The sequence below is a fragment of the Type-C symbiont of Plautia stali genome, assembly GCF_059730935.1.
In genome coordinates, this window is the sequence record NZ_AP035923.1 from 1,188,101 (window position 1) to 1,212,453 (window position 24,353).

At 56.4% G+C, this 24,353-nt stretch carries 24 protein-coding genes; 17 read left to right on the forward strand and 7 right to left on the reverse strand.

Going from position 1 to position 24,353, the window contains the following annotated elements; genetic code table 11:
* Positions 1-89 precede the first annotated feature (89 nt).
* Positions 90-1,553 (reverse strand): beta-barrel assembly-enhancing protease, encoded by a 1,464-nt coding sequence (gene bepA, locus AC6I7J_RS05365; RefSeq protein WP_088517123.1) that lies wholly within the window; start codon positions 1,551-1,553, stop codon positions 90-92.
* Positions 1,554-2,250: 697 nt separating this feature from the next.
* Between bepA and AC6I7J_RS05370 the strand changes: the two genes are divergently transcribed.
* The 9 genes from AC6I7J_RS05370 (at position 2,251) to AC6I7J_RS05410 (ending at position 10,902) form a co-directional block, all read left to right on the forward strand.
* On the forward strand, positions 2,251-2,856 hold the full coding sequence (locus tag AC6I7J_RS05370; RefSeq protein ID WP_264251028.1) for a DsrE family protein: 606 nt from the start codon (positions 2,251-2,253) through the stop codon (positions 2,854-2,856).
* Positions 2,857-2,883: 27 nt separating this feature from the next.
* Complete coding sequence (locus tag AC6I7J_RS05375; RefSeq protein ID WP_021506594.1) at positions 2,884-3,492, forward strand: DsrE family protein; 609 nt, start codon at positions 2,884-2,886, stop codon at positions 3,490-3,492.
* Positions 3,493-3,616: 124 nt separating this feature from the next.
* On the forward strand, positions 3,617-4,639 hold the full coding sequence (locus tag AC6I7J_RS05380; RefSeq protein ID WP_021506595.1) for a substrate-binding domain-containing protein: 1,023 nt from the start codon (positions 3,617-3,619) through the stop codon (positions 4,637-4,639).
* Positions 4,626-5,648: an ABC transporter substrate-binding protein gene (locus AC6I7J_RS05385; RefSeq protein WP_498006943.1), complete on the forward strand. Its 1,023-nt coding sequence runs from the start codon at positions 4,626-4,628 to the stop codon at positions 5,646-5,648. The genes AC6I7J_RS05380 and AC6I7J_RS05385 overlap by 14 nt, the downstream gene beginning before the upstream one ends.
* Positions 5,648-6,505: an ABC transporter permease gene (locus AC6I7J_RS05390; protein WP_021506597.1), complete on the forward strand. Its 858-nt coding sequence runs from the start codon at positions 5,648-5,650 to the stop codon at positions 6,503-6,505. Before AC6I7J_RS05385 ends, AC6I7J_RS05390 begins: the two co-directional genes overlap by 1 nt.
* Complete coding sequence (locus AC6I7J_RS05395; protein WP_498006944.1) at positions 6,502-7,314, forward strand: ABC transporter permease; 813 nt, start codon at positions 6,502-6,504, stop codon at positions 7,312-7,314. The genes AC6I7J_RS05390 and AC6I7J_RS05395 overlap by 4 nt, the downstream gene beginning before the upstream one ends.
* Positions 7,311-8,297, forward strand: coding sequence for an ABC transporter ATP-binding protein (locus AC6I7J_RS05400; RefSeq protein WP_058781756.1), 987 nt, complete (start codon positions 7,311-7,313; stop codon positions 8,295-8,297). The genes AC6I7J_RS05395 and AC6I7J_RS05400 overlap by 4 nt, the downstream gene beginning before the upstream one ends.
* A gap of 24 nt (positions 8,298-8,321) precedes the next feature.
* Positions 8,322-9,140, forward strand: a complete 819-nt coding sequence (locus tag AC6I7J_RS05405; RefSeq protein ID WP_021506600.1) for a phosphodiesterase — start codon at positions 8,322-8,324, stop codon at positions 9,138-9,140.
* A 166-nt stretch (positions 9,141-9,306) separates the two neighbouring features.
* Positions 9,307-10,902: a sensor domain-containing diguanylate cyclase gene (locus AC6I7J_RS05410; protein WP_021506601.1), complete on the forward strand. Its 1,596-nt coding sequence runs from the start codon at positions 9,307-9,309 to the stop codon at positions 10,900-10,902.
* A gap of 57 nt (positions 10,903-10,959) precedes the next feature.
* Here the strand turns inward: AC6I7J_RS05410 and bcp are convergent, their stop codons facing one another.
* Together bcp and AC6I7J_RS05420 are read right to left on the reverse strand one after the other, a co-directional pair.
* Entirely contained in the window at positions 10,960-11,427 is a 468-nt protein-coding gene (gene bcp, locus AC6I7J_RS05415; protein ID WP_021506602.1) for a thioredoxin-dependent thiol peroxidase, read from the reverse strand.
* A gap of 142 nt (positions 11,428-11,569) precedes the next feature.
* Entirely contained in the window at positions 11,570-12,136 is a 567-nt protein-coding gene (locus tag AC6I7J_RS05420; RefSeq protein ID WP_059011708.1) for a glycine cleavage system transcriptional repressor, read from the reverse strand.
* 143 nt (positions 12,137-12,279) lie between these two features.
* Between AC6I7J_RS05420 and dapA the strand changes: the two genes are divergently transcribed.
* The 6 genes from dapA (at position 12,280) to ypfH (ending at position 18,877) form a co-directional block, all read left to right on the forward strand.
* A complete protein-coding gene (gene dapA / locus AC6I7J_RS05425; RefSeq protein WP_021506604.1) occupies positions 12,280-13,158 on the forward strand; it encodes a 4-hydroxy-tetrahydrodipicolinate synthase in 879 nt (292 codons plus the stop codon).
* 14 nt (positions 13,159-13,172) lie between these two features.
* The gene (gene bamC, locus AC6I7J_RS05430; protein ID WP_021506605.1) at positions 13,173-14,204 is read left to right on the forward strand and encodes an outer membrane protein assembly factor BamC; all 1,032 of its coding nucleotides are present in this window, start codon (positions 13,173-13,175) and stop codon (positions 14,202-14,204) included.
* Positions 14,205-14,348: 144 nt separating this feature from the next.
* Positions 14,349-15,062 (forward strand): phosphoribosylaminoimidazolesuccinocarboxamide synthase, encoded by a 714-nt coding sequence (purC, locus tag AC6I7J_RS05435; protein ID WP_031279423.1) that lies wholly within the window; start codon positions 14,349-14,351, stop codon positions 15,060-15,062.
* Positions 15,063-15,268: 206 nt separating this feature from the next.
* Positions 15,269-16,132, forward strand: coding sequence for a KPN_02809 family neutral zinc metallopeptidase (ypfJ, locus tag AC6I7J_RS05440; protein WP_021506607.1), 864 nt, complete (start codon positions 15,269-15,271; stop codon positions 16,130-16,132).
* Positions 16,132-18,108 carry a tRNA(Met) cytidine acetyltransferase TmcA gene (locus AC6I7J_RS05445; RefSeq protein WP_498006945.1) on the forward strand — a complete coding sequence of 659 codons (1,977 nt, stop codon included), beginning with the start codon at positions 16,132-16,134 and terminating at the stop codon, positions 18,106-18,108. Before ypfJ ends, AC6I7J_RS05445 begins: the two co-directional genes overlap by 1 nt.
* Positions 18,109-18,181: 73 nt before the next feature.
* Positions 18,182-18,877, forward strand: coding sequence for an esterase (ypfH, locus tag AC6I7J_RS05450; protein ID WP_021508041.1), 696 nt, complete (start codon positions 18,182-18,184; stop codon positions 18,875-18,877).
* Between the two features lie 66 nt (positions 18,878-18,943).
* On the opposite strand, the gene AC6I7J_RS05455 is transcribed toward ypfH, so the two are convergent.
* From AC6I7J_RS05455 to AC6I7J_RS05465, 3 genes are read right to left on the reverse strand one after another with little or no spacing between them, the layout of a single operon-like run.
* Complete coding sequence (locus AC6I7J_RS05455) at positions 18,944-19,132, reverse strand: YpfN family protein (protein ID WP_021508042.1); 189 nt, start codon at positions 19,130-19,132, stop codon at positions 18,944-18,946.
* Between the two features lie 23 nt (positions 19,133-19,155).
* A complete protein-coding gene (gene dapE / locus AC6I7J_RS05460; protein WP_010617581.1) occupies positions 19,156-20,283 on the reverse strand; it encodes a succinyl-diaminopimelate desuccinylase in 1,128 nt (375 codons plus the stop codon).
* Between the two features lies 1 nt (position 20,284).
* A complete protein-coding gene (locus AC6I7J_RS05465; RefSeq protein WP_262257428.1) occupies positions 20,285-20,644 on the reverse strand; it encodes an ArsC family reductase in 360 nt (119 codons plus the stop codon).
* Between the two features lie 793 nt (positions 20,645-21,437).
* Between AC6I7J_RS05465 and AC6I7J_RS05470 the strand changes: the two genes are divergently transcribed.
* Together AC6I7J_RS05470 and AC6I7J_RS05475 are read left to right on the forward strand one after the other, a co-directional pair.
* Complete coding sequence (locus tag AC6I7J_RS05470) at positions 21,438-21,566, forward strand: hypothetical protein (protein WP_498006946.1); 129 nt, start codon at positions 21,438-21,440, stop codon at positions 21,564-21,566.
* A 397-nt stretch (positions 21,567-21,963) separates the two neighbouring features.
* Entirely contained in the window at positions 21,964-22,185 is a 222-nt protein-coding gene (locus AC6I7J_RS05475; RefSeq protein ID WP_498006947.1) for a hypothetical protein, read from the forward strand.
* 995 nt (positions 22,186-23,180) lie between these two features.
* Here AC6I7J_RS05475 and AC6I7J_RS05480 read toward each other — a convergent pair.
* Positions 23,181-23,927 (reverse strand): hypothetical protein, encoded by a 747-nt coding sequence (locus AC6I7J_RS05480; RefSeq protein WP_498006948.1) that lies wholly within the window; start codon positions 23,925-23,927, stop codon positions 23,181-23,183.
* Positions 23,928-24,353: the final 426 nt, after the last annotated feature.

Genomic DNA, 24,353 nt, shown 5'->3' on the forward strand with positions numbered 1-24,353 from the left:
AACTGCTGGTGCGCATCAATATGCACCCTACGAATAACCATTGGTGCGCACCGAAATCCTGCCGGCCATCCACCCGCGTAACCGGCTATTTACCCTTTTGCATACTGCTTAAAACGCCGCTGTAACTCGCGGAACTGGTCGATACGCGCATCGTAACGCGCCTGCTTCAGGCTGCCGAGCGGTACCTGGGCGCTGGCGCTACTCAGAGTGGTGATGGCCTGATCGAGCTGGCCGTTCAGCGCCAGACTTTCAGCCCGTGCCGAAAGCTCCTCATCGCGCAGCCCCTGCGCGGCTGAAGCCTGCGCCAGTAAATCCCATGCGTTGAGATCGTCAGGGTGCGCAAAGGTGTAGCGGTTAAGGATGCGGCTGGCGTTGGCCGGCTGCTTCGCCTCGACGTAGGCGTTCGCCAGGTTAAGCTGCAGCACCGGACTGGTCTGGCTGCCGCGGGCGGCGTTCAGCATGCTGATGGCCTGCTGCGGCTGGTTCAGACCGATGTCGATATCGGTCATGATATCAAGGAACCACAGGTTATCCGGCTGCTTCGCCAGCAGCGGCGCGATGACCTTTTTCGCGTTGGCAAAATCTTTTGCCTGCAGGAACTGCACCGCTTTGCCGTACTGCGCCGCCTGCTGTTCCCGCGTGTTGCCTTTGGCGTACTCATTCAGCAAATCGTCAGTCAGCTGATTGCGGCCGGTGGCGTACATGCCCAGCGCGCGCACCTTCGCCATATAGAAATCCTGCGACGACTGCACCACCACCGGGCGCATCTGGTTGGCGCGGTTGCGCGCGTCGGCCAGGCGGCTATCGGGCAGCGGGTGCGTCAGCAGAATTTCCGGTGGTTTTGACGAGAAGCGGCTTTGATCGGCCAGCTTTTGCAGAAACGCGGGCATCGCCTGCGGATCGAAACCGGCGCGCTGCAGCACCTGAATGCCGATGCGATCTGCTTCCTGTTCGTTGCCCTGGGTGAAACTGATGATACCCTGTTGTGTACCGGCCAGCGTACCGGTCAGTGCCGCCATCCCGGCCTGCGGGCTGGCCAGCGCCAGCAGGATCGAACCCAGCGCGCCGACCCAGGTGAGCGGGGCGCTGCGCTTTTGCTCTTCCATGGCGCGCGCCAGATGACGCTGCGTCACGTGCGAAATTTCGTGCGCCATCACCGACGCCAGCTGGCTTTCGTTATCGGTATAGCGGAACAGCGACGAGTGCAGCACCACATTGCCGCCAAAGAAGGCGAAAGCGTTGAGCTCGTCATTCTGAATCAGGAAAAAGTGAAACGGCGTGCGCACTGAATGGGCGTGTGCCACCAGCCGCTGACCGAGTTCATTGATGTACTGATTAAGCAGCGGATCGTTGATCAGTGGCGCGCTGGCGCGCAGCTGGCGCACGTAGAAGTCGCCAATCTGCAGCTCCTGATTAATGGAAAGCGTGGAGCCTGCCGTGGTGCCCATGTCGGGCAAATTGTCGCTCAGATCGGCGCGGACACCGACCGCAGGCGTGAGCAGCAGCGCAGGAATAAGGGCCGCCAGCACTGATTTTTTCAACCGGTTAAACATGCCTTGATCCTGTAAAAGTCTCCTGCCATAGGACAGGAAAGTCATGCCAATGTTCTGTGGCGGCGTTTCCTTTTCTGCCGCGGCTCTATCTTAACCACAGTGAGGATACAAGCAAATGCCGCCGTCACATTGACGTGATGGCAAAGAATGGCTGACTGACGCGAAATTTGTAGCAAAAAATTGAATAGCGAAAAGGCAAAAGAAAAAGGCGCAGCGCCCTGATGAAATTAAAGTTACGTAAAGTTGCTCAAAATAATTGAATCTGGCATGGTTTTTTCCAGGTTTACTCTGAAAAACACGCCCGAAATCCCCCGGTTGGCCCGCTTTATCCATCAGTGATTTTTATCGTGCTGCTCTGGCCGTGCGTCACCAGCCCAGAAATGAATGGTCAGGTTTTGCTCACTGGTCAACTGGCGGCGCGCGATGACAGTATTAACCCGCACGATGAGGCGCTGTCTTCTGCTGTGCATCTCTCTCCCTGGTGACTGCCGGTATTTCCGGCCAGCTATTTTTCAACTCGCCCGCACGGCTCAATCAACAGCCTTATTCAATCAGCTGGCGCGATGATTTCTGCTGGCAGCCAAACGCCGGACAGCCCGCCAGTACAGGCGTTTTGCCCGCCGCGCGCTGTGGTATAGATAAAGCACTTTTTCAAACGGACTGTGAATTAACGCGCAGTGCATGCCGGAGAGTTTCTATGCGTTCTGTTGTTTCCTACGCCCTGATTGCCATCGTGGGTGGGATGGTCGGTGCCGCCGTAATCAAAAGCGATGACCTGTATCAGCGCATCGCGGGCCATTTTTCCCCTGAACCTGCCGATCCGGACGGGTTCTGGAGCACGCCGGCGGTCGCGGGCTACGGCAAAATTCATTATGAAGCCGACGCCGCGTTTAAACCGGCGGTGGGGCTGAGCAACAAAGTGGTGTTCCAGTTGACCCGCAATGAAGGCGATATCAAACGGCCTAACCTCGGGCTGGAGCGTGTGGCGCGCGTGGTCAATCTGTACATCGCCGCTGGCGTACCGGCCGAACAGCTGCAGTTTGTGGTGTCGATGACCGGCGATGCCACGCCCGCCACGCTGGATAACGCGCATTTTAAGCAGTTTTACGGCGTCGATAACCCCAACCTCGCGCTGATTGGCGCGCTGAACAAGCTGGGCGTCAAAGTCTCGGTGTGTGATCAGTCGGTGGCGTTCCATCACTATCCGCGCGACTGGATCGACCGGTCGGTGATTCATGCATTATCCAGCCCGACCACGGTGTCGACGCTGGAAAATCAGGGCTATGCCTTTTTACAGATGTAATCGCGTCTTTGGTTAAGGAGAAGTGTCATGCGTCCAGCATCCTATATTGTTATCGCCGCGCTGGCGGGCTTTGTCGGCGGAAATGTGCTGCAGCTGCCGGAACTGGTGGATAAAGTCAGCGGGAAATTCGCTGACCAGAAAACCGAACCGGCGGATTTCTGGAGCACGCCGGCGATTGCCGGTTACGGTAAAATTCACTTTGTTAACACGCCGGATTACAACCCGGCCAACACGCCCGGGCTGAGCAATAAAATTGTGTTTCAGATCAACCGCAGCGAAGGGGATATCCATCAGCCAAACCTCGGCCTTGAGCGCGTGGCACGCGTCACCAACCTCTATTACGCGGCTGGCGTACCGCTGAATCAGCTCAACTTTGTGGTGTCAATCAACAGCGATGCGGTGCCGGCCGCGCTCAATAACGATCAGTTCCGTAAAGCGTACGGCAGCGATAACCCTAACCTGAAGCTGATTGATGAGCTGAAGAAAGCCGGGGTGAAAGTGACCATTTGCGACCAGTCGGTGGCCTTCCATCAGCTGGAGCGCGACTGGATTGATACCCGCGTCACCCATACGCTCTCCAGCGGCACCACCGTCGCGTCGCTGCAAAATGAAGGGTACGCCTTCCTGATGCTGTAATCCTGCCGACAGCAGTGCAGGCTGCTGTCATCTTTTCGTCATCCCTTCGCGATGTCACTGTCACAGTTCGCCGTTAGTTTAGGCGCCAATGAGATCGATCTCATCGGCACTTAACGAGGCGAACATGTCCGACTTACTCACGGTGGCAAAGCTGGCAGGCGTTTCACGCGCCACGGCCGCGCGCGCCTTTTCCGATCCCCATCTGCTGCGGCGCGACACGCTGGAGAGAGTACTGGCGGCGTCGGAGCAGCTCGGCTTTCGTCCTAACCACATCGCGCGCCAGCTGCGCACGCAGCACTCCACCACCTTCGGCGTGCTGCTGCCCTCGCTGCTTAACCCGATCTTCTCCTGCCAGTTACAGGCGATGGAACGCCAGGCGCGCGACGCCGGCTATGGCCTGCTGGTGGCCACCAGCGATTACCAGCCCGAGCGCGAAGCCGCCATCGTGGAACATATGCTGCGCCAGCGCGTGGCGGGCCTGGTCCTGACGGTGGCCGACGCGGATAACAGCGCGGTGCTCAGCACGCTGCAGGCGGCTGGCCTGCCATTTGTGCTGGCGCATAACGTGCCGCAGCACAGCCACTGGCCGGCGGTGTGCGTGGATAACCGCCAGGCGATGCGCGAAGCCACCGCACAGCTGCTGGCGCTTGGTCATCGCCGCATTGCCATGGTCGCCGGACCGATGCTGCAGTCAGACCGTGCACGCCTGCGCTATCAGGGCTATTGCGATGCCATGCAGCACGCGGGCCTGACGGCGCTGCCGGTGATTGAGATGGCCAGCCACACCCAATCCGACTTTACGCTGCTGGCCCCGATGCTCGGCGGTGCCACCCCGCTCAGCGCCGTAATCTGCACTAACGACCTGCTGGCCATCAGCCTGATTGGCGCGGCGGCGCGCGCGGGCGTGCCTGTGCCACAGCAGCTCGCGGTGATGGGTTTTGACGGGATTGCGATGGGGGCACAAATGGCCCCGTCGCTGGCCAGCGTAGCGCAGCCCGCCGAACGGCTCGGCGCCTGCGCCATCGATATGTTGTTGCATAACGTCAGCCGCGGCACCCGCGTGCTGCCACATCAGTTGCGGAGCGGTGAGAGTGTTGCTGCCCCCGCGTTTATTGCCACCACCAGGGAACCTCATGATGCTGCATAAAAAAGTAAAAATTTACGCCGGCGCCATCGCGCTCAGCGCCAGCGCGTTGTTTACCAGCCTGACGCAGGCGGCGGAAACCGCCATCTGTTACAACTGTCCGCCCGAGTGGGCCGACTGGGGCACTCAGCTCAAAGCGATTGCCAGAGACACCGGCATTCAGGTGCCGCAGGACAACAAAAACTCCGGCCAGGCGCTGGCGCAGCTGGTGGCGGAGCAGGGCAATCCGGTGGCCGACGTGGTCTATTACGGCGTCAGCTTTGGCATTCAGGCCGACAGCGCCGGCGTGGTCGCCAGTTACAAACCGGCGCACTGGGATGACATTCCTGCCGGCATGAAAGACAGCAACGGCAAATGGGTGGCGCTGCACTCGGGCACCATGGGCTTTATGGTCAACGTCGATGCGCTGGGCGGCGCGCCGGTGCCGCAATCCTGGGACGACCTGCTGAAGCCGGAATACAAAGGCATGATTGGTTATCTCGATCCGGCCAGCGCCTTTGTCGGTTACGTGGCGGCGGTGGCAGTCAACCAGGCGAAGGGCGGCAACATGCAGGACTTCACGCCGGCGCTGAACTGGTTCAAAAAGCTGCAGGCGAATCAGCCTATCGTGCCTAAGCAGACCGCGTATGCGCGCCTGATTTCCGGCGAGATCCCGATTCTGCTCGACTATGACTTCAATGCTTACCGCGCCCGCTACAAAGATCACGCTAACGTCGCCTTTGTTATTCCCAAAGAGGGCACGGTAACGGTGCCGTACGTCATTAGCCTGGTGAAGAATGCACCGCACGCGGCGAACGGCAAAAAAGTGATCGACTATGTGCTGTCTGACAAGGGGCAGGCTATCTGGGCCAGCGCGTTCCTGCGCCCGGTGCGCGCCGGCGCCATGAGCGCAGAAGCGAAGAAATATTTCCTGCCGGACAGCGACTATGCGCGTGCGCACACCGTTGACTATCAGCAGATGGCGGCAGCGCAGAAAGCCTTCTCGGCGCGCTATCTGAGTGAGATTCGCTGATGGCGATGACCGATACCCTGGCGGCTTCGTGCCGCCGGACACCGCGCCTGGCCGGCAGCCGCTGGCTATGGCTGACGCTGCCGGCGCTGCTGTTCTTCTGCGCCTTCTGGCTGCTGCCGTTTGTCCGGCTGCTGCAGATGGCGATGCAGGACGACCGCAGCACCCGGCACAGCGGCTACTGGACGGTATTGACCCAGCCGCACTACCTGCTCAGCCTGCTGAACACCGTGCTGCTGTCGCTCGCCGTCACGCTGGTGACGCTGGCCATCGCCGCGACAGTCGGCTGCTTTCTGGCACGCCAGCGCTTCAGCGGACGCAGCACGCTGCTGGCGCTGCTGACGTTTCCGCTGGCCTTTCCGGGCGTGGTGGTGGGATTTCTGGTGGTGATGCTGGCGGGCCGTCAGGGACTGCTGGCGCAAATCAGCCTGGCGCTGTTCCACGAGCGCTGGATGCTGGCCTATTCGTTTACCGGCCTGTTTATTGGCTATCTCTATTTTTCACTGCCGCGCGCCATCATCACGCTGGTGGCGGCGAGTGAAAAACTCGACCGCTCTCTCGAAGAGGCGGCGCGTTCGCTGGGTGCCAGTCAGTGGCGCATCACCTGGGATGTGATTGTGCCGGGGCTGCAGCCGGCGCTGCTCTCCACCGGCGCGCTCTGTTTTGCCACCAGCATGGGTGCCTTCGGTACCGCGTTTACCCTGGGCACCGATCTGGCGGTGCTGCCGCTGACCATTTATGGCGAATTCACCAACTACGCCAATTTCGCCACCGCCGCCGCGCTGTCGGTGGTGATGGGCGGCGTCGCCTGGCTGGCACTGATGCTGGCGCGCCGACTGGCGCATCAGGAGGTGACATGAGACGTCGCGGACTGTTCAGCCTGCAACTGCTGGTCACCGTACTCACCGCACTGTTCATGATCGTGCCGGTGATGCTGTCGATGCTGGCCGGCGTGACCAACAACTATTTTACCGGCCTGCGCAGCGGCCTGACGCTGAAGTGGGTGACCCAGGTGTGGCAGCTTTACGCCGACACCTTCTGGCTGTCACTGCTGATTGCGCTGGCCTGCCTGCTGATCACGCTGCTGATCGGCGTGCCGGCAGCGTGGGGATTGCTAAAAGCGCCGCGGCGCTGGGCGGCGCGCATCGAAGAGTGCCTGATGCTGCCGGTCGCGCTGCCGGGCCTCGCCACCGCGCTGGGCATCATCCTGCTGTACGGCCAGTTCTCCGGCCTGCGCGATAGCTGGCTGTTCATTCTGATCGGTCACGTGCTGTTTACCTTGCCGTTTATGCTGCGCCCGGTGCTGGCGGTAATGCAGGCGGTGGAGATGCCGCGGCTGGAAGAGGCGGCAGCTAGTCTCGGTGCCAGCCTGTGGCAGCGCTTTTTTACCGTGGTGGTGCCCAACTGTCGCAACGGCATCCTCGCCGGGGCGTTTATGGTGATCACCCTGTCGGTGGGTGAGTTCAACATCACCTGGATGCTGCATACGCCGCTGACAAAGACGCTGCCGGTGGGGCTGGCAGACAGCTATGCCTCAATGCGACTGGAAGTGGGATCGGCCTACACGCTGATCTTTATTCTGCTGATTCTGCCGCTGCTGCTGATGCTCAACGCGGTCAATCACTGGCTCAACCGTACGCTCACGCGTGCTAATAAGGAGGCGGCATGAACCCTGCGGCCGTAACCGTTACGCTGCGCCACTGTGCTCGGCACTTTAATCACCAGCTGGCGCTGCAGCCGCTCGATCTGACGGTGCAGCCTGGCGAAACCCTGGTGCTGCTCGGTCCGTCCGGCTGTGGCAAAACCACCACGCTGCGCATCATCAGTGGCCTGGAGCGCTGTGACGACGGCGGCGAAGTGTGGTTCGACGATCGTAACGTGACAGCGCTGCCGATTGAGAAACGCAACGTGGGCATGGTGTTCCAGAACTACGCGCTGTTTCCCCATCTCAACGTGGCGCAGAACGTCGCTTACGGCCTGAAAGTGCAGGGCGTGGGGCGCGCCGAACGCGACGCGCGCGTGCAGGAGATGCTGGCCCTGGTGGATCTCAGCGCGCTGGCGCAGCGCAGCATCGACAAGCTGTCGGGCGGTCAAAAGCAGCGCGTAGCGCTGGCTCGTGCGCTAGCGGCGCGTCCGAAGGTGCTGCTGTTTGATGAGCCGCTGGCGGCGCTGGATGCGCGCCTGCGCGACCGGCTGCGGCTGGAGATTGGCGCGCTGCTGAAACAGCTGGCGATCACCGCCGTCTACGTCACGCACGATCAGCAGGAAGCGATGGCGCTGGGCGATCGCATTGCGGTGATGGAGCAGGGACGTCTGGTGCAGATCGATACGCCGCAAAATATTTACCAGCGCCCGGCGTCACAGTTTGTCGCGGATTTTGTCGGCGCGATTAACTGTGTCGGGGTCGATGCGCGTGGCAATCCGCAGCATTTCTGCCGCCCGGAGGATGTGCTGCTGGCGGCGGACCAGCGCTACGCACGCCCCGGTTTCATCCTCGGCACCACCTTTCTCGGCGCTGCGCAGCGGCTGAGTATTGATATCGGGCTGGCGGCGCCGATCCAGGTTGATCGCCACGCGCGCGAAGCCTGGCACGCCGGCCAGCCGGTAAGCTGGACGCTGGCGCAGGATGCCGCGCTGCACTTTTCTGCCTGATAAGGAGCTGTTGTGACTGACGCAATGACGCTGATTGCGCAAATCAGCGATTTACACATCAAGGCCCATGGCCGTCTCTCCTATAAAAAAGTGGATACGCACGCTGCGCTGCTGCGGGTGATTGACACGCTGAATCAGCTGGTGCCGCGACCGGATACGGTGGTGATTACCGGCGACCTGGTGGATTTTGGCACTGCGGAAGAGTACCAGACGCTGCGCGAGGCGCTGCGCCATCTGCAGCTGCCGTTCCTGCTGATGCCGGGCAATCACGACGATCGCCAGCAGCTGCGCGCCGCGTTTCCGGAGCATCACTACCTGCAGCACGGCGAAACGCTCAACTGGCAGATGCGTGTGAATCATCTGCAGCTGCTGGCGCTCGACTCCAGCGTACCGCATCAGCCGTGGGGCTACGTCGATGACGCACAGCTGCAATGGCTGGCAGAGCAGCTGGCGCGTGAACCGGATTTGCCGACGCTGGTGCTATTGCATCATCCGCCGTTCCTGAGCGGCATTGGCCATATGGATCGGCAGCCGCTGCGCAATCCGGCGGCGCTGGCTGCCATCGTTGGTCAGCATCCCCAGGTGGAACGGGTGTTGAGCGGTCACCTGCACCGCTCGGTGCAGGCGCGTTTTGCCGGCACGCTGGCCTGCGTGGCGCCCGGTGTGTCGCATCAGGTGGCACTGGATTTGCGTGACCACGGTCCGGCGAACTTTGTGCTGGAACCGCCCGGTTTTCTGCTGCATCGCTGGCAGCCGCAGCAGGGGATGACTACGCATCTGTGCGCGATCGGCGATTATCCAGGACCGTGGCCGTTTTACGATGCGCAGGGTTTAATTGATTAGCACCAGTAATAGCACAATAAAAAAGCGTTCCTGAGGGTCTGCGTCGTAGTCAATTTGGCTCAGAGGTGTACAATTGTCTGTTACCTCACCAGGGTAAACACCTCCAATTATAACAAGATAGTCAGGCACGCTAACTTATGAAGCTACTCACCAGGGCGGTTGCGCCATGTTAACGCGCATCCGGCCAAAAACTGATCTGCGCACGCTGATTGCGCTGCTGGCGATCACCAGTATCGTCATCACACTGGCTAATACGCTGTACGCCACCTGGCGCGTACAGCGCATGGTGCTGATCGAAAGCACCCTCGAAGCCAATCGCGCTTACGCCACCAAACTGGCGGCCACCACCGAAGTGTTTTTCCAGCTGGCGCAGTCGCAGCTGCACTACAGCGCCAATCAGCTGGGTAAAGATTTCGATAATCCCGAACTGCTGCAGCAGGAAGTGAACCGACTGCGCGAACAGACCAGCAGCTTCAACTCGGTGGCGATTGTCGACAGCAACGGCGTGATTAAAGCCATTTCGCCGGAATCGCTGATGCTGAAAGGCATGCAGCTCACCAGCCAGTCTTCGCGCGAAGCGCTGGCGCAGCGCCAGCCGATGGTCAGCCGGCCCACCATTTCTGCCACCAATAACCTGCTGGTGTTTGTTTCCTGGCCGGTGTGGAGCACCGATGGGCGCTATCTTGGCTACGTCGGTGGCACTATTTATCTGAAGAAAAAGAGCATTCTCAACGTGCTGCTCGGCGAGCAGTACTATCGTGACGGCACCCATGTTTATGTGCTGGATCGCGAAAACCGCGTGCTGTATCACCAGAACAATCAGCTGATTGGCAAAAACGTGCCGGGCATCGTCAGCGATCGTCAGCGCCAGGAGCACAGCAATGGCGAAGTTCAGCTGACGGAAGAGGGCACGGCGAAGCTGGCGGGCTACGCTGTGGTGCCCACCACCGGCTGGATGGTGGTGGCGCTCAAGCCGACAAATGTCACGCTGGCGCCGCTCTCCGGGCTGCTGCTCCAGGTGCTGAAGAATTCGGTGCCGTTTGCGCTGCTGACGCTGCTGGTGGCGGTGATTCTGGCCCGGCTGATTGCCTTGCCGCTGTGGCAGCTGGCGCGTAAAGCCAGCCAGATGGATACCCAGGGCGTTTCCGGTGAAATTGGCGTGATCCGCGCCTGGTACTTTGAAGCGGCACAGGTGAAGCGCGCGCTGCTCACCGGTATTGGTCTGGTGCAGGATAAAATCGGCCGGCTCAAGTCAGAGGTGCAGAGCGATCCCATGACCAGCCTGCTCAATCGCCGCGGCCTGAGCGCGGTGCTCGACTATTTCGATACCATGCAGCAGCCGTTTGCCGTGCTGGCGCTGGATATTGACCACTTCAAGCGGGTGAATGATAACTTCGGGCATGATGTTGGCGACGAGGTGATCAAACAGGTGGCGCGCACGTTGCGCCAGAGCGCGCGTCAGACCGACGTGGTGTGCCGCAACGGCGGCGAAGAGTTTCTGATGCTGCTTCCCGCCACCGCCCCTGATGAAGCGCGGGTGATTGCCGAGCGCGTGCGCACCAGCATTGCCGGCGGCTGGATTGATCCGGTCGGGCAGATCACGATTTCGATTGGTATCGCCAGCTGGCAGCCGACGCACGGCAGTCAGGAACAGATTCTGAAGCAGGCCGATGATGCGCTGTATCAGGCGAAAAACGCCGGACGTAACTGCGTGGTGATCGCCGGGCAGGAGGCGCTGGCCAGCACGGTTTCGCGTTATTAATCGCGCAGCGTCACAGCAGGATAAAAAAACGGGTGCCTGGCTGGCACCCGTTGGTAATCAGGCTGATTTCAGGTAATCGAGCACGATATCGTGGTGGTTCGAGGTTTTAAAATCGTCGAACACCTTCTCCACTTTGCCATCGCCGCCAATCAGGAAGCTGATGCGGTGAATGCCGTCGTAGGTTTTCCCCATAAAGGTTTTCTCACCCCAGACGCCAAACTGCTCGCAAACCTGATGATCTTCATCCGACAGCAGGGTGAAGTTGAGCAATTCTTTCTCGACAAAGCGAGACAGTTTTTCCGGCTTGTCGGTGCTGATGCCCAGCACTTCCACGCCCGCCTTCTTTAAATCATCCATGTTATCGCGCAGACCACAGGCCTGCGTGGTGCAGCCCGGCGTCATGGCTTTCGGGTAGAAATAGACCAGAACGCGCTGTCCCTGGAAGTCGGCCAAATTTACTTGTTCGCCATCCTGATCGGGCAAGCTAAATTTCGGTGCGGTGTCACCGGCTTTCAGTGGATTCATCACAACTCTCCATTTTTTTCTTCATGCTGTGGGTAATACACCATCAGCGGCAAAAGCGCCAGGTGGAGTTTACCTCAGGGTTATTTCACTACACGGTATGCCAGCGCGGCAGAGTGTGTGGCGGAATAACCCGGAGCCTGATTCAGACGGCGCTGTGCGCGTCGTCGGTGACACTATAGAGGCGAATTGAACCTTGTGCATGCAGTTCTTCGCACAGCCGATGGAAAGCCTGCTCAAACGGTGCGCTGGCATGATTCGCCGGGCTGTGCGCGGTCATCTGAATATAGAGCACCGGCGGCGCGTCGTCCTGGGCGGGCGTAATGCGCGACACCAGCTCGGCGATGTTCATCTGATGTTTATCGAACAGATCGGTGAAGCGTTCGATGATATGCGGTGAGTCCGGCACTTCTACCTGTACCCAGACGGTGGCGGGCATCGGCGGCGTGACGCGCGCATTGGTGCGCTTCATCACGATCAGCAGCTCCAGCTCGGCACCCTTCATCGGCAGGGTCGATTCAATCAGGGTAATGGCGTTCCAGCTGCCGGAGAGCAGCATAATAAAGGTGAACTCGTCGCCCAGCATCGCCAGGCGGCTGTCTTCAATATTGCAACCGCAGCTGCTGACGTGGCGGGTAATGGTATTGACGATACCCGGACGATCAACGCCCAGAGCGGTGATCACCAGATGGTGCGGCTGTGACTGCGGCAAAATGGCGTTTCCTGTACGTTCGCTAATAACCATAAGGTAAACATAAAAAAAACTGCTGACAAGCGCGGTAATGGCGTGGCTCGCTTGCTTTTCTTTCGGCGGAAAACGTAACATGAGGCACTTGTTTGTCGAGGGGATAGCCCATGTTCACCGGAAGTATTGTTGCGCTCATTACGCCTTTGAATGAAAAAGGTGATGTCTGCCGCGCAAGTCTGAAAAAACTGATTGATTATCATGTCGCCAGCGGTACGGCGGCGATTGTTTCTGTTGGCACCACCGGCGAATCCGCGACCCTAAGCCATGAAGAGCATGGCGATGTGGTGATGCAAACCCTGGAGCTGGCCGATGGCCGCATTCCCGTGATTGCCGGGACCGGCGCGAATGCCACCGCCGAAGGGATCTCTCTGACAAAACGCTTTACCGGCACCGGCGTAGTCGGCTGCCTCACCGTGACCCCGTACTACAACCGTCCGACGCAGGAAGGTCTCTACCAGCACTTCAAAGCGATCGCCGAAAGCACCGATCTGCCACAGATGCTGTATAACGTCCCGTCACGTACCGGCTGTGACATGCTGCCGGAAACCGTTGCCCGCCTGGCTGAAATCAAAAATATTATCGGAATCAAAGAGGCCACCGGGAACTTATCGCGTATTTCGCAGATCCAACAGCTGGTTGGAGATGAGTTCATTATTGTCAGCGGTGATGACGCGACAGCGCTGGACTCCATGCAACTGGGCGGCAAAGGCGTTATTTCGGTCACGGCTAACATTGCAGCACGTGAAATGGTTGAACTCTGTGCGCTGGCACAAGAGGGCAAATTTGCCGAAGCGCGTCGCCTGAATCAGCGTCTGATGCACCTGCACCAGACGCTTTTCTGTGAACCGAATCCTATCCCGGTGAAATGGGCCGCGAAACAGCTAGGATTAATCGCCGATGACACGCTGCGCTTGCCGATGACGCCGCTGACCGAAGCCGGTCAGGCGAAAACCGCGCAGGCGCTGATCCAGGCGGGTCTGCGATAATTTAGGGAGAATCAATGAGTTATTCAGTTAAGCGCTCGACGCTGGCAACCGTGGTGGGCCTCTCCACCCTGATGCTGCTAACAGCTTGTTCCAGCGATCAGCGTTATAAGCGCCAGGTCAGCGGTGATGAATCTTACCTGCAGGCGCCTGAACTGCATGATTTAAAAGCCCCGGCGGGCATGATTCTGCCGCTGCAGAATGGTGATTACGATGTGCCGCACAGCGTGGCGAAAGGCGCGCTGGGTAAAGAGCTCGACATCCGTCCACCGGCGCAGCCGCTGGCGCTGATGAACGGCACCCGCGCGCAGTTCACCGGTAACACCGGCGTGCTGGCGGTTGACAGCAGCCGTGGCTCCATCTGGTCGCAGGTGGTGAACGTGGTGCAGTCGTACAAATTCCCGGTTGCCCAGCGTGATGATGCGGCGCAGCAGCTCACCACCGACTGGGTGCAGTGGAACCGTGCTGACGAAGATAACCAGTATCGCGGCCGTTACCAGATCAGCGTGCAGAACCAGGGCTATCAGCAGGTGCTGACCGTACGTCTGCTGGAACTGCAGCAGCAGGGCCAGACGGTTACCACGCCGGTCCAGGTTCAGCGCTATACCGGTCAGATGCTGAATGACATCAGCACCGGTCTGGATAAGATCGATACCGCCAGCCAGGATGCGGCTGCCGGACGTGCCAGCGGACAGATTGATGTCCAGAGCGGCGCGGACGACACCGGCCTGCCACTGCTGGTGCTGCGCTCACCGTTTAACGTCACCTGGCAGCGTCTGCCGGCGGCGCTGAAGCGTATGGGCATGGAAGTTACCGATGACAACCGCTCGCAGGGCAGTCTGAAAGTGACCTACAAGCAGCCGGGCAGCAGCGCGTTTGACGCCATCGGCGCGAAAGATCCGGAACTGCCAAACGGCGACTACAAGTTGCAGGTGGGCGATCTCGATAACCGCAGCAGCCTGCAGTTCATCGATCCGAAAGGACACGTACTCACCCAGGCGCAGAATGATGCGCTGGTGGCGGTCCTGCAGGGCGCACTGAACAAATAAATGCAATAAAGGCCGGAGATTCTCCGGCCTTTTTGTTTTGGTTTTGGCATAATAGCGCCCGGCGAGGTAAACGATTGCGTCAGGCAGTCATCGCGCGGTGAAACACCGCTGAACACGGGTTCTTTCATGTTTGGAGTTAACAAGATGCAAAAGCGAGCTGAGTTGTATCGCGGTAAAGCGAAAACCGTATACAGCACCGACAATCCGGATCTGCTGGTACTTGAATTCCGCAACGATACGTCAGCAGGAGACGGTGCACGAATCGAGCAGTTTGATCGTAAAGGCATGGTGAACAACAAGTTCAACCATTTCATCATGACCAAACTGCAGGAAGCGGGCATTCCGACCCAGATGGAAGCGCTGCTTTCTGATAACGAAGCGCTGGTGAAAAAGCTGGAGATGGTGCCGGTAGAGTGCGTGGTGCGCAACCGGGCGGCCGGATCGCTGGTGAAACGTCTGGGCGTGGAAGAGGGCATGCTGCTCAATCCACCGCTGTTTGATCTCTTCCTGAAAGATGACGCCAAACACGACCCGATGGTCAACGAATCGTACTGCGAAACCTTTGGCTGGGTGAGCAAAGCTAACCTGGCGCGCATGCAGGAACTGACCTTCAAAGCCAACGAAGTGCTGAGCAAACTGTTTGATGATGCCGGTCTGATTCTGGTGGACTTCAAGCTGGAGTTCGGTCTGTTCAAAGGTGAAGTAACGCTGGGCGACGAATTCTCGCCAGACGGCGCGCGTCTGTGGGACAAAGAGACCATGGACAAGATGGACAAAGACCGTTTCCGCCAGAGCCTCGGCGGCCTGATCGAAGCGTACGAAGAAGTGGCACACCGTCTGGGTGTCAAACTGGACTAAGCTTCTGCCGGTGTGCGTCACGGTATAACAGACGCAAACCTTTCAGCGCATGAAGGTCGCCCTGGCTGGCGGCCTTTTTTATTGTCTGTTTACGGCCTTCACGCTGCGCCCTGCACGCAATCTCGTTCCGCTGGCATCGCATTGCTGGTACTAACCTCTGCCGCCAACTAAAATCATGCAAAAGTCATTGATAACAGGAGCAGGCCATGCGCTGGCAAGGGCGTCGTGAAAGCGACAATGTGGAAGATCGTCGCGGCGATTCGCCGGGTTTTAGTTCTGGCGGACGCCAGATTCGTCTGCCGCGCGGCAAGGGCGGCATTATTCTGCTGATTGTGGTCGCGGTCGCTGGCTATTACGGCTACGACCTCACCGCGCTGCTGGAAGGCGGCGCGCCGGTGTCGCAACAGCAGCAGCGTCAGGTCAATTCGGCGCAGGATAACGAGGCGGCCAAATTCACCTCGGTGATCCTCGCCACCACCGAAGATACCTGGGGCAAACTGTTCCAGCAGATGGGCAAACAATACGCGCCGCCAAAGCTGGTGATGTATCGCGGTGCAACGCGCACTAACTGCGGTACCGGCCAGTCGGCAATGGGGCCGTTCTACTGCCCGGCCGATCAGACGGTGTATATCGATCTCTCCTTCTATGACGACATGAAAACCAAACTCGGAGCAGGGGGGGATTTTGCCCAGGGTTACGTCATCGCCCACGAAGTGGGGCATCACGTGCAGAAACTGCTGGGTATCGAACCTAAAGTGCGCCAGATGCAGCAGGGCGCTACGCAGGCGCAGGTGAATCAGCTGTCGGTGAAGATGGAGCTGCAGGCGGACTGCTTTGCTGGCGTCTGGGGGCACTATATGCAGCAGGAGAACATTCTTGAGGTGGGCGATTTGCAGGAAGCGCTGAACGCCGCCGAGGCGATTGGCGACGATCGTCTGCAGCAGCAAAGTCAGGGGCGCGTAGTGCCGGACAGCTTCACTCACGGCACCTCACAGCAGCGCTACACCTGGTTCAAACGCGGTTTTGACAGCGGCAATCCGGGCCAGTGCAATACCTTCGCCAGTAACTGATGTTGCACGCTGAACTGACGGCGGCGATGCAGCAAGCCGGTATCCGCCGTCTGTGCGTGATAGCCGGTGAAGCTGGCTGGGCGCGCCAGGAGGCGGCCACATGGCAGGCCGCACTGCCCGGTGACTGGTTAACGGTCAGCGACAGCGATGACTTCCCGCCGCGCGTCGCGCCTGCGGCGCTGCGTACCCTGCTGGGCCGGGAATTCCGGCATGCCATTTTTGATGCGCGCCACGGCTTTCACGCGGAAGCGTTCGCTGCGCTGGCCGGGACGCTGCGGGCCGGCAGCTGGCTGCTGTTACTGACGCCTGACTGGAACGCCTGGCCGGCGCAGCCCGATCGCGACAGCCTGCGCTGGGCCGATGTCGACCAGCCCATCGCCACGCCGCATTTCATCCACCATCTGCAACAGCATATCCTGCAGGATGCGCAGGTGATGCTGCTGCGTCAGCACCAGACGCCGCGCCTGCCGGCACCGCAGTCCTTCGCGCCGTGGCAGTGTCGCGCCCCCGAGCAGCAGGCGCAGATTGTCCGTCAGCTGTGCGCCATGCCGCCCGGTGTCGCGGTGATCATCGCCCCGCGCGGTCGCGGCAAATCGGCACTGGCGGGGATGCTGGCGCGCCAGACGCAAAGCGCGCTGGTGACGGCGCCGGCCAAAGCCGCGACGGAGGTGCTGGCGCAGTTCGCCGCTGAGCAGTTTAGCTTTATGGCCCCGGATGCGATTCTCGCTCAGCCGCAGGAGGCTCAGCCGCTGGCAGAATGGCTGATTGTGGATGAGGCCGCGGCCATCCCCGCGCCGCTGTTACAGCAGCTGGTGCAGCGGTTTCCGCGCGTTCTGCTGACCACCACGGTGCAGGGCTACGAAGGTACCGGGCGCGGTTTCATGCTGCGTTTCTGCGCCACGCTGCCGCAGGTGCGCTACTTCCAGCTGGATGAGCCGCTGCGCTGGTCGGCGCAGGATCCGCTGGAGCAGTGGCTGAGTGCGGCGCTGCTGTTTGCAGAGGCCGAAGCCTGCGACGCACCCGCGCAGACAGCAATTTTTGCCGCTACGCCCGCGCAGCACGCCGGCGCCTTACAGGCTGGCTATCGTCTGCTGGCGAGCGCCCACTATCGCACCTCGCCGCTCGATATGCGACGTATGCTGGATGCGCCCGGCATGCATTTCTGGCTGGCCGGGCAGCCACAGCAGGTCACCGGCGCGCTGTGGCTGGTGGAAGAGGGCGGGCTGGATGCCGCGCTGGCGCAGGCGGTGTGGGCTGGCTTACGTCGTCCGCGCGGCAATCTGGTGGCGCAGTCATTAGCGGCACATGCCGGTTTTACTGAAGCGGCGACGTTACGTTCGCTGCGCATCAGCCGCATCGCCGTGCAGGCCGCGCAGCGCCAGCGCGGCATCGGTCGCGCGCTGGTGGCGACGGCGCGGCAGCAGGCGCAGGGCGCGGATTATCTGTCGGTGAGCTTTGGCTACACCGCAGCGTTGTGGCAGTTCTGGCGCGCCTGCGGCTTTACTCTGGTGCGTATCGGTTCACAGCGCGAAGCCAGCAGCGGTTGCTATGCGGCGATGGCGATTTGTGCGCTGACGCCTGCCGGTGAAGCCCTGCAGCAGCGCGCCGCGCAGCGTCTGGCGCGCGACTGGCCGTGGCTGCAAAAGCTGATCGCGGTGCCGCTGACCCTGTCGCCCACCGACCATCAATCTCTCAGCGCCGACGACTGGCCGCTGCTGGCCGCGTTTGCCTGGGCGCAGCGGCCCTATGAAGCCAGCTATCCGGCGCTGCAGCGGCTGGCGGGTGTCGCATCGCCACCGTTGCTGTGTGCCATACTGCAACAAAAACAAACGCTGAGTGAAGCGGCACGGCTGGCCGGCGTGAGCGGGCGTAAAGCGCTGATGCTCAGGCTGCGCGCGGAGGCGGCTGACGCACTCATCATGCTGGATGCCGCTGCCGCGCAGCACTGGCAGCAGCGCCTCGGCACATTGCAATAAATCCATTATCTCGTTCAAATTTTCCCAATATCACTTTGCCGTCAGCCGCGTATAGTGATTTGAGGAGGACGTTATGGCACTACGATATGTAATTGTTCAGCAACCGGATAACGCCGCGCAGCTGTTTTTGCTGTATCACGGCGTGAACGACAACCCCGATTCGATGGCGCAGATTGGCAGCTGGTTCGCGCAGGCGTTTCCGCAGGCGCAGGTGGTGTCGGTGGGCGCACCTTATCCGGCCAGCGCGCCGCAGGGCCGCCAGTGGTATGCCGAGATACCGGAACACGACCGCTCGCAGCAGCAGGGCGTGGATGCGGTGATGCCGTCCTTTGTCGAGTCGGTGCGTCACTGGCAGCAGCAGAGCGGCGTGCGGCCGGAAGCCACCGCGCTGGTCGGTTTTTCGCAGGGCGGCACCATGGTGCTGGAAGGCGTAAAAGCCCAGCCGGATCTGGCGGGACGCGTGGTGGCCTTTAGCGGCCGCTACGTCACGCTGCCGGAGCAGGCCAGCACGCGCAACACTATCCACCTGATTCACGGCGATTATGACGAGCAGGTGCCGATGCAGCATGCGGAAGCGGCGATGCAGCGCTTAACTGCGCTGGGCGGCGATGTGACGCTGGATATCGTTGACGATCTGCCGCACGCAATTGATGAACGCAGCATGCAGCTGGCGCTGAATCACCTGCGCTATACCGTGCCGCGCCGCTATTTCGATGAGGCGCTGAGCGGGGCGAAGCCGGGCGACGACGATGTGGTGATGATGGTGTGAGACCGCGCGCCATAAAACAAAGGTCGCCGTGCAGGGCGACCTTGTACGCTAAACGATCGGCGGCGACTACTTCTTCTTCGGCCAGTCGTCGTCATCGTCCCACTTATCGTTGAAATCGCGATGCGGTGGCAGATCCGGTTTGTTATCCATATATTTTTTATGATCGATGCGCTTCAGGTCTTTGTAGACGTTCATCAGCACGCCCACCATCAGCAGAATCACAATCACCCACCAGTACTCTTTTAACCATTCCATGAGGTTTCTCCTTCAAGGTGCCATTAGGCGATCAGCTGTTCCATAATGCGCTGATACATCCGGCTCAGCAGCTGCAAATCCGAGGCTTTCACGCACTCATTGATCTTATGAATAGTGGCATTCACCGGGCCGAGCTCCACCACCTGTGCGCCCATGCGGGCAATAAAGCGCCCGTCAGAGGTGCCGCCGGTGGTTAACAGCTGCGGCTTGATCTCATTATAGTGCGCCACGGCGTTGACGACCGCATCCACCAGCTTACCGCGTGAAGTCAGGAATGGCTGACCGGACACATTCCACTCCAGCGTATAGCGCAGCTGGTGGCGATCGAGCAGCGCCGCCACGCGATCTTTGATCATCTGATCGGTCAGTTCGGTGCTGAAGCGGAAGTTAAACTGCACGAAAAACTCGCCAGGGATCACATTGTTACTGCCGGTGCCGGCCTGCACGTTGGCGATCTGCATGCTGGTCGGCGGGAAGAATTCATTGCCCTGATCCCACTCGGTCGCCACCAGCTCGTTGAGCGCTGGCATCGCGCGATGCACCGGGTTATCAGCCAGATGCGGATACGCCACGTGGCCCTGCACGCCGTGAATGGTCAGATTGGCGGTCATCGAGCCGCGACGGCCATTCTTCACCACGTCGCCGACCACTTCGGTGCTCGACGGTTCGCCGACGAGGCAGTAATCCATACGTTCGTTGCGCGCCATCAGGCGCTCAACCACTTTTACCGTACCGTTGACGGCGCTGGCTTCTTCATCGGAAGTGATGAGAAACGCCAGCCGGCCAGCATGATTGGGATGAGCAGCAACGAAGCGCTCGGCCGCCACCACCATCGCCGCCAGCGAGCCTTTCATGTCAGCGGCGCCACGGCCAAACAGCATGCCGTCGCGAATCGAAGGTTCAAACGGCGGGCTGATCCAGCGGTTGGCATCGCCCGGTGGCACCACATCAGTGTGCCCGGCAAAGGCCAGCGTTTCGCCCTGGCCGCGCGTGGCCCAGAAGTTAAGCGTATCGCCAATGTGCATCGGCTCGACATGGAAACCAATCGCCTCCAGGCGCGCAATTAACATGGCCTGGCAACCGGCGTCATCCGGACTAAGCGAGGGGCGACGAATAAGCTGCTGAGCCAGCTCAATGACCGGACAGAACATGTTATGACTTCTCCTGGATAAAGGCGTGATAAACGGGTTCTTTGAAACCCACCAGCAATGTACCGTCTGGCGCCGCCAGCACCGGACGTTTGATCAGCGCCGGGTGCGCCAGCATCAGCGCTTTGGCGCTGGCCGCATCGCGGATGGCATCGCGTTCCGCTTCCGGCAACTGACGCCAGGTGGTGCCGCGCGTGTTCAGCAGCACGTCATACCCCAGCTGGTCGATAAAGGATTGCAGCAGTGCCGCATCCAGCCCGTCAGCGCGATAATCATGAAAATGAAAGTCGATGCCGGAAGTGCTCAAATAGTTGCGTGCTTTTTTTATGGTGTCGCAATTCTTGATGCCATAGAGCTTATACATAGTTTATCGATACTCTTGAATGCGTAAATGCTACCTGGGCTGCCGTATCAGTTCTGAGGTTCAAAGCCGTGATGGCCTATCCCGCAGGAGGCACGATCACTGACCTGGTGTCAGAACATGGGACATTTCATGGGGAAGGATTGTAACAATACCGGGTTGATCGATGATAGCGGGAAATCTGCATCTGATGGCCGTTGCCTACATGTTACGTCCAGTTTGGCAATGCCGCTCTCTAAAGTCGCTGCAGAGCTTATAGATTGTATTGCACTAATCTGTAAAAGCCTTGACCGCTTTAGCAGGCAGAACCCATTCAAGGTAATGAAGTACCTGCTCTCGCTTCACTCTCGGGGATCGGGCTGTTGAAGCCCTTAGTACTCAATAAATCCGATCCAATGAACCCCGAACATTAATAGTTTTATGTCGTGAAAGGCAGGTTCACCAAAGGTGTACATAAGCTAAGGTGGATTAGGTGTATGAATACAGTCTGAATTAAAAATTTTGGTGGAAAATTCTGTTTTAAATGAAAAGTTCTTGGGTTTGTTCGAATCGGGAAAGAGCTGTTGAATGTTTTTTATATAGTGTTGAGGCTAAATTTACCCGCCCCTTGGGGTCTAATCTCATTTTATACCGAAACAATATGGCATAGACAAATCAATTTACAAAGATGGTACTGAGCGGAAATATTTTTGTCAAGCTTCGCCTATTTGCTCAATCCAGTTTGACCGGATAATATGAATTCATCGCAAAGACATTGCGAAATAAAAATCAGATTAAACACAATAAGGTAATTAAAATGACCACAGCAATTAACTCTAAAGTTATGGCATCCGTATGTTCAAAAGTAGAAAATTACATTCCGGAAAATATGATTGGTTATATGAGTGCCTTATTAGTAGTACAGGATATTGATAAAAATACTTAATCCACACTGTATGTAATGGATAAGGATAGTAATGTAGGTACATACCAATTCTACTTTAATAAACAAGGTTCAGTAGTAGTATCTGATTACTTCGACGAAGATAAGGTATTTGGTACTTATGGATTATATGAAGGTACTAAGTTCAACCAAGTCTTTGATCTAAATATCAACTTCAACAACATCGTGTACTTTCTGAGTCTATTACAGCAAGAGAAGGCTTACATGTACATCAGTATCGATGATGACATGATTCAACATCAAGATCTGATCATGCGTAAAGGGTGGACGGATCGACGCATCAAATAAGTGTTCGGCATCAAACTATATGAGTTTGGCGAGCGTTGGTGCTCGCTAATTGAAGTATGCAAAAGTGAAAATTCTAACTGAGGAAAATATTATGAGTTTAGTCAAAGTTGATAACACAGTGTTCGATTCACTACATAAAAAATCAATAGAGAATAATATCGCTTTAAAACATAAAGGCATCGACAAGCAAGAGATTGAAGCTTTAGCATCCAAAATTGATGACGATAAAATTCTAAAGTTTGTTGACCCGAATACTGGTGCTGAAGAGGAATATATAAGTCGTAATGGTGATGTGTGGAAGGAGTTTTATTAAGTTAAATCATAAGATAAAAAACTGAATGATGCCGGAAAAGTTCAGTACTTCATTGATGGGCACGAAATACTTAATCTTCAAGAGATTGAAGCCACTCATGATGATCGAAAACAGATTCTGGTATTTGAAGTGCTATTAGAGTAGGTAATGTAGAAGTACTCGAGGACGCTTGAGTACTACTTACTCAACGCAGGATAATTAACACAGGTATAGCCAGAATTGAAGAGTAGCATCGTGTTATCTTTCAATGGTAAAAATGGGAATGAAATATAATCTGAATTCCCCATTGAAACATTAAAATGTATATTTCTATCTTTTAGCTCTAGCTTAGTCGCTTGAGCAGGAAATGTGGCTTCACTCTTAAACGTCACTAAGAATGATATTGGGAAGAAGTGTATAGCACTGCATATGCAGTTATGGCCTTTATTGTGAAACAGGACGTGGCGAGCAGTGATTTGTGCTCTCTTAGGGTAGTACCAATAGTATAGATCATGGGTATCTTCAAAAGTATCTGTTTCACATAAAACGTACTTACGAAGCGGGGTAAAGAACGGGGTATCTTTTTAAAGAATTATATTGATCTTTATTTTCTTTGTAACTTGCAACACTTATTAAATCAAATTTTATTTTGTGAATGCTTGACGGTATTGAATCATATTCTATTAGAAAAGATTTACCCAAGTTTATTTCTTAATTCTGTTTGTGTGAATAGAACCATCTAAACGCTTTATACATTGCAACCATAGCTGCAAATGCCATTAGTATATTGGATGATGCACTTATCCAATCAAAAACACTTCTTATGACATCTTTTGTGAAAATATCTACTAAGACTAGCCAAGAGAAAAGTACTAACAGTATCCCAATAACTACTTCCTTTAATGCTTTCCATATCTTCTAACCCATGTTTTAATGCCTTAACGCTAAGTGCCTCAAAACATGTCACATTATCTTACGAGCAAATTTATAGCCGAATTTTTAAATTGTAAAAATGATTATTTAATATTGCTCACGTTGAAGTAATGAGTTATCAACCTGATAGGTTCATTAAAGTTTTTATATGAAATCATAAACTTCGATGAGAGTTTAGCATTATTCTGAGCGATATTATAAAGTTTTTCAATTTCGAAGGGGACGTTAACATCGTTATTTATTCTGTGTTTTATAGTTGTAACTTCAGCAACCACATCAGACTGTAATTTGAACGCTTTAAGATAGGAAATATAATTTGATGCTGCTGATCTCAAAGTGATGGACTCTTGGACTACTGAATCATTAAAACTCCACCCTAACTTTTCTAAAGATGATATCTTTAACCTACAGTTAAGATTAAGATCATCACATAATTTAATGTTTTCATCCAGCTTAATAAATTCTCGTATCACTTTGTAAGAGTCTGTGATGTTATTTTTATAGCAGTCATGGAATGTTTGTATATATATGCTTGTTTCTCTGAGCTTAAGAAATAAAGTAGGTAAGTCATGGGTAATAAGCTCTTTGGCGATGTTCAATGCATGATCGTCTAACTTTTGGTTTATCCACTTAGGGGCATTTCTATAAACTAGATATGCAACAAATAATGTACCAAGAGTACCCGCAGTATTGAAGAAATCCATCAAGCTACCAAATTCGAAGTGACCTTTGGATTTTTCCAATGCACCATTTATTACGAGCCAAAGAGACAGTACTAAAAGTATCCCGATAGCGACTTCTTTTAAGATTTTCCAAACCTTGCTGTACATGGTCTTATCCCTTAACCTAAAAGTACCTAGATAGCACAAAATCATTGAATTTCATAGATCTATGATAAATAACTCATGATACACATGAGAATTTACCATGTTAAGAATCGAATATAAGAAAACTCAAGATAGGTACTACTTCCTGTACGTCACAGATGAACTACGAACTAGTACTACAGAACCTGATTCATTCAATCTTGAGTACAAGGATGGAAGCACAGTTCAGATCCACAATGTCTGGACATACCTTGAAGCAACACAAAATGCCTTGTTCGAATTGAATCTGCTCATGCAGCATTCAGAGGAAGTACTCAATGCGGTAAAGGTACTCAGGGCTTGCGGGGTGAAAGATGAAGATTAATACATTCAAGGTAGGAAGATTTGAGTTAAGGCATGCTGAGGAAGGGATTAAGTACTAGATTAAAG

What these genes read in the sequence shown, in the direction of transcription:
- bepA (WP_088517123.1), bottom strand. Translation starts at nt 1,553, where the DNA reads ATGTTTAACCGGTTGAAAAAATCAGTGCTGGCGGCCCTTATTCCTGCG.
- AC6I7J_RS05370 (WP_264251028.1), top strand. Translation starts at nt 2,251, where the DNA reads ATGCGTTCTGTTGTTTCCTACGCCCTGATTGCCATCGTGGGTGGGATG.
- AC6I7J_RS05375 (WP_021506594.1), top strand. Translation starts at nt 2,884, where the DNA reads ATGCGTCCAGCATCCTATATTGTTATCGCCGCGCTGGCGGGCTTTGTC.
- AC6I7J_RS05380 (WP_021506595.1), top strand. Translation starts at nt 3,617, where the DNA reads ATGTCCGACTTACTCACGGTGGCAAAGCTGGCAGGCGTTTCACGCGCC.
- AC6I7J_RS05385 (WP_498006943.1), top strand. Translation starts at nt 4,626, where the DNA reads ATGATGCTGCATAAAAAAGTAAAAATTTACGCCGGCGCCATCGCGCTC.
- AC6I7J_RS05390 (WP_021506597.1), top strand. Translation starts at nt 5,648, where the DNA reads ATGGCGATGACCGATACCCTGGCGGCTTCGTGCCGCCGGACACCGCGC.
- AC6I7J_RS05395 (WP_498006944.1), top strand. Translation starts at nt 6,502, where the DNA reads ATGAGACGTCGCGGACTGTTCAGCCTGCAACTGCTGGTCACCGTACTC.
- AC6I7J_RS05400 (WP_058781756.1), top strand. Translation starts at nt 7,311, where the DNA reads ATGAACCCTGCGGCCGTAACCGTTACGCTGCGCCACTGTGCTCGGCAC.
- AC6I7J_RS05405 (WP_021506600.1), top strand. Translation starts at nt 8,322, where the DNA reads ATGACGCTGATTGCGCAAATCAGCGATTTACACATCAAGGCCCATGGC.
- AC6I7J_RS05410 (WP_021506601.1), top strand. Translation starts at nt 9,307, where the DNA reads ATGTTAACGCGCATCCGGCCAAAAACTGATCTGCGCACGCTGATTGCG.
- bcp (WP_021506602.1), bottom strand. Translation starts at nt 11,427, where the DNA reads ATGAATCCACTGAAAGCCGGTGACACCGCACCGAAATTTAGCTTGCCC.
- dapA (WP_021506604.1), top strand. Translation starts at nt 12,280, where the DNA reads ATGTTCACCGGAAGTATTGTTGCGCTCATTACGCCTTTGAATGAAAAA.
- bamC (WP_021506605.1), top strand. Translation starts at nt 13,173, where the DNA reads ATGAGTTATTCAGTTAAGCGCTCGACGCTGGCAACCGTGGTGGGCCTC.
- purC (WP_031279423.1), top strand. Translation starts at nt 14,349, where the DNA reads ATGCAAAAGCGAGCTGAGTTGTATCGCGGTAAAGCGAAAACCGTATAC.
- ypfJ (WP_021506607.1), top strand. Translation starts at nt 15,269, where the DNA reads ATGCGCTGGCAAGGGCGTCGTGAAAGCGACAATGTGGAAGATCGTCGC.
- AC6I7J_RS05445 (WP_498006945.1), top strand. Translation starts at nt 16,132, where the DNA reads ATGTTGCACGCTGAACTGACGGCGGCGATGCAGCAAGCCGGTATCCGC.
- ypfH (WP_021508041.1), top strand. Translation starts at nt 18,182, where the DNA reads ATGGCACTACGATATGTAATTGTTCAGCAACCGGATAACGCCGCGCAG.
- AC6I7J_RS05455 (WP_021508042.1), bottom strand. Translation starts at nt 19,132, where the DNA reads ATGGAATGGTTAAAAGAGTACTGGTGGGTGATTGTGATTCTGCTGATG.
- dapE (WP_010617581.1), bottom strand. Translation starts at nt 20,283, where the DNA reads ATGTTCTGTCCGGTCATTGAGCTGGCTCAGCAGCTTATTCGTCGCCCC.
- AC6I7J_RS05465 (WP_262257428.1), bottom strand. Translation starts at nt 20,644, where the DNA reads ATGTATAAGCTCTATGGCATCAAGAATTGCGACACCATAAAAAAAGCA.
- AC6I7J_RS05470 (WP_498006946.1), top strand. Translation starts at nt 21,438, where the DNA reads ATGACCACAGCAATTAACTCTAAAGTTATGGCATCCGTATGTTCAAAA.
- AC6I7J_RS05475 (WP_498006947.1), top strand. Translation starts at nt 21,964, where the DNA reads ATGAGTTTAGTCAAAGTTGATAACACAGTGTTCGATTCACTACATAAA.
- AC6I7J_RS05480 (WP_498006948.1), bottom strand. Translation starts at nt 23,927, where the DNA reads ATGTACAGCAAGGTTTGGAAAATCTTAAAAGAAGTCGCTATCGGGATA.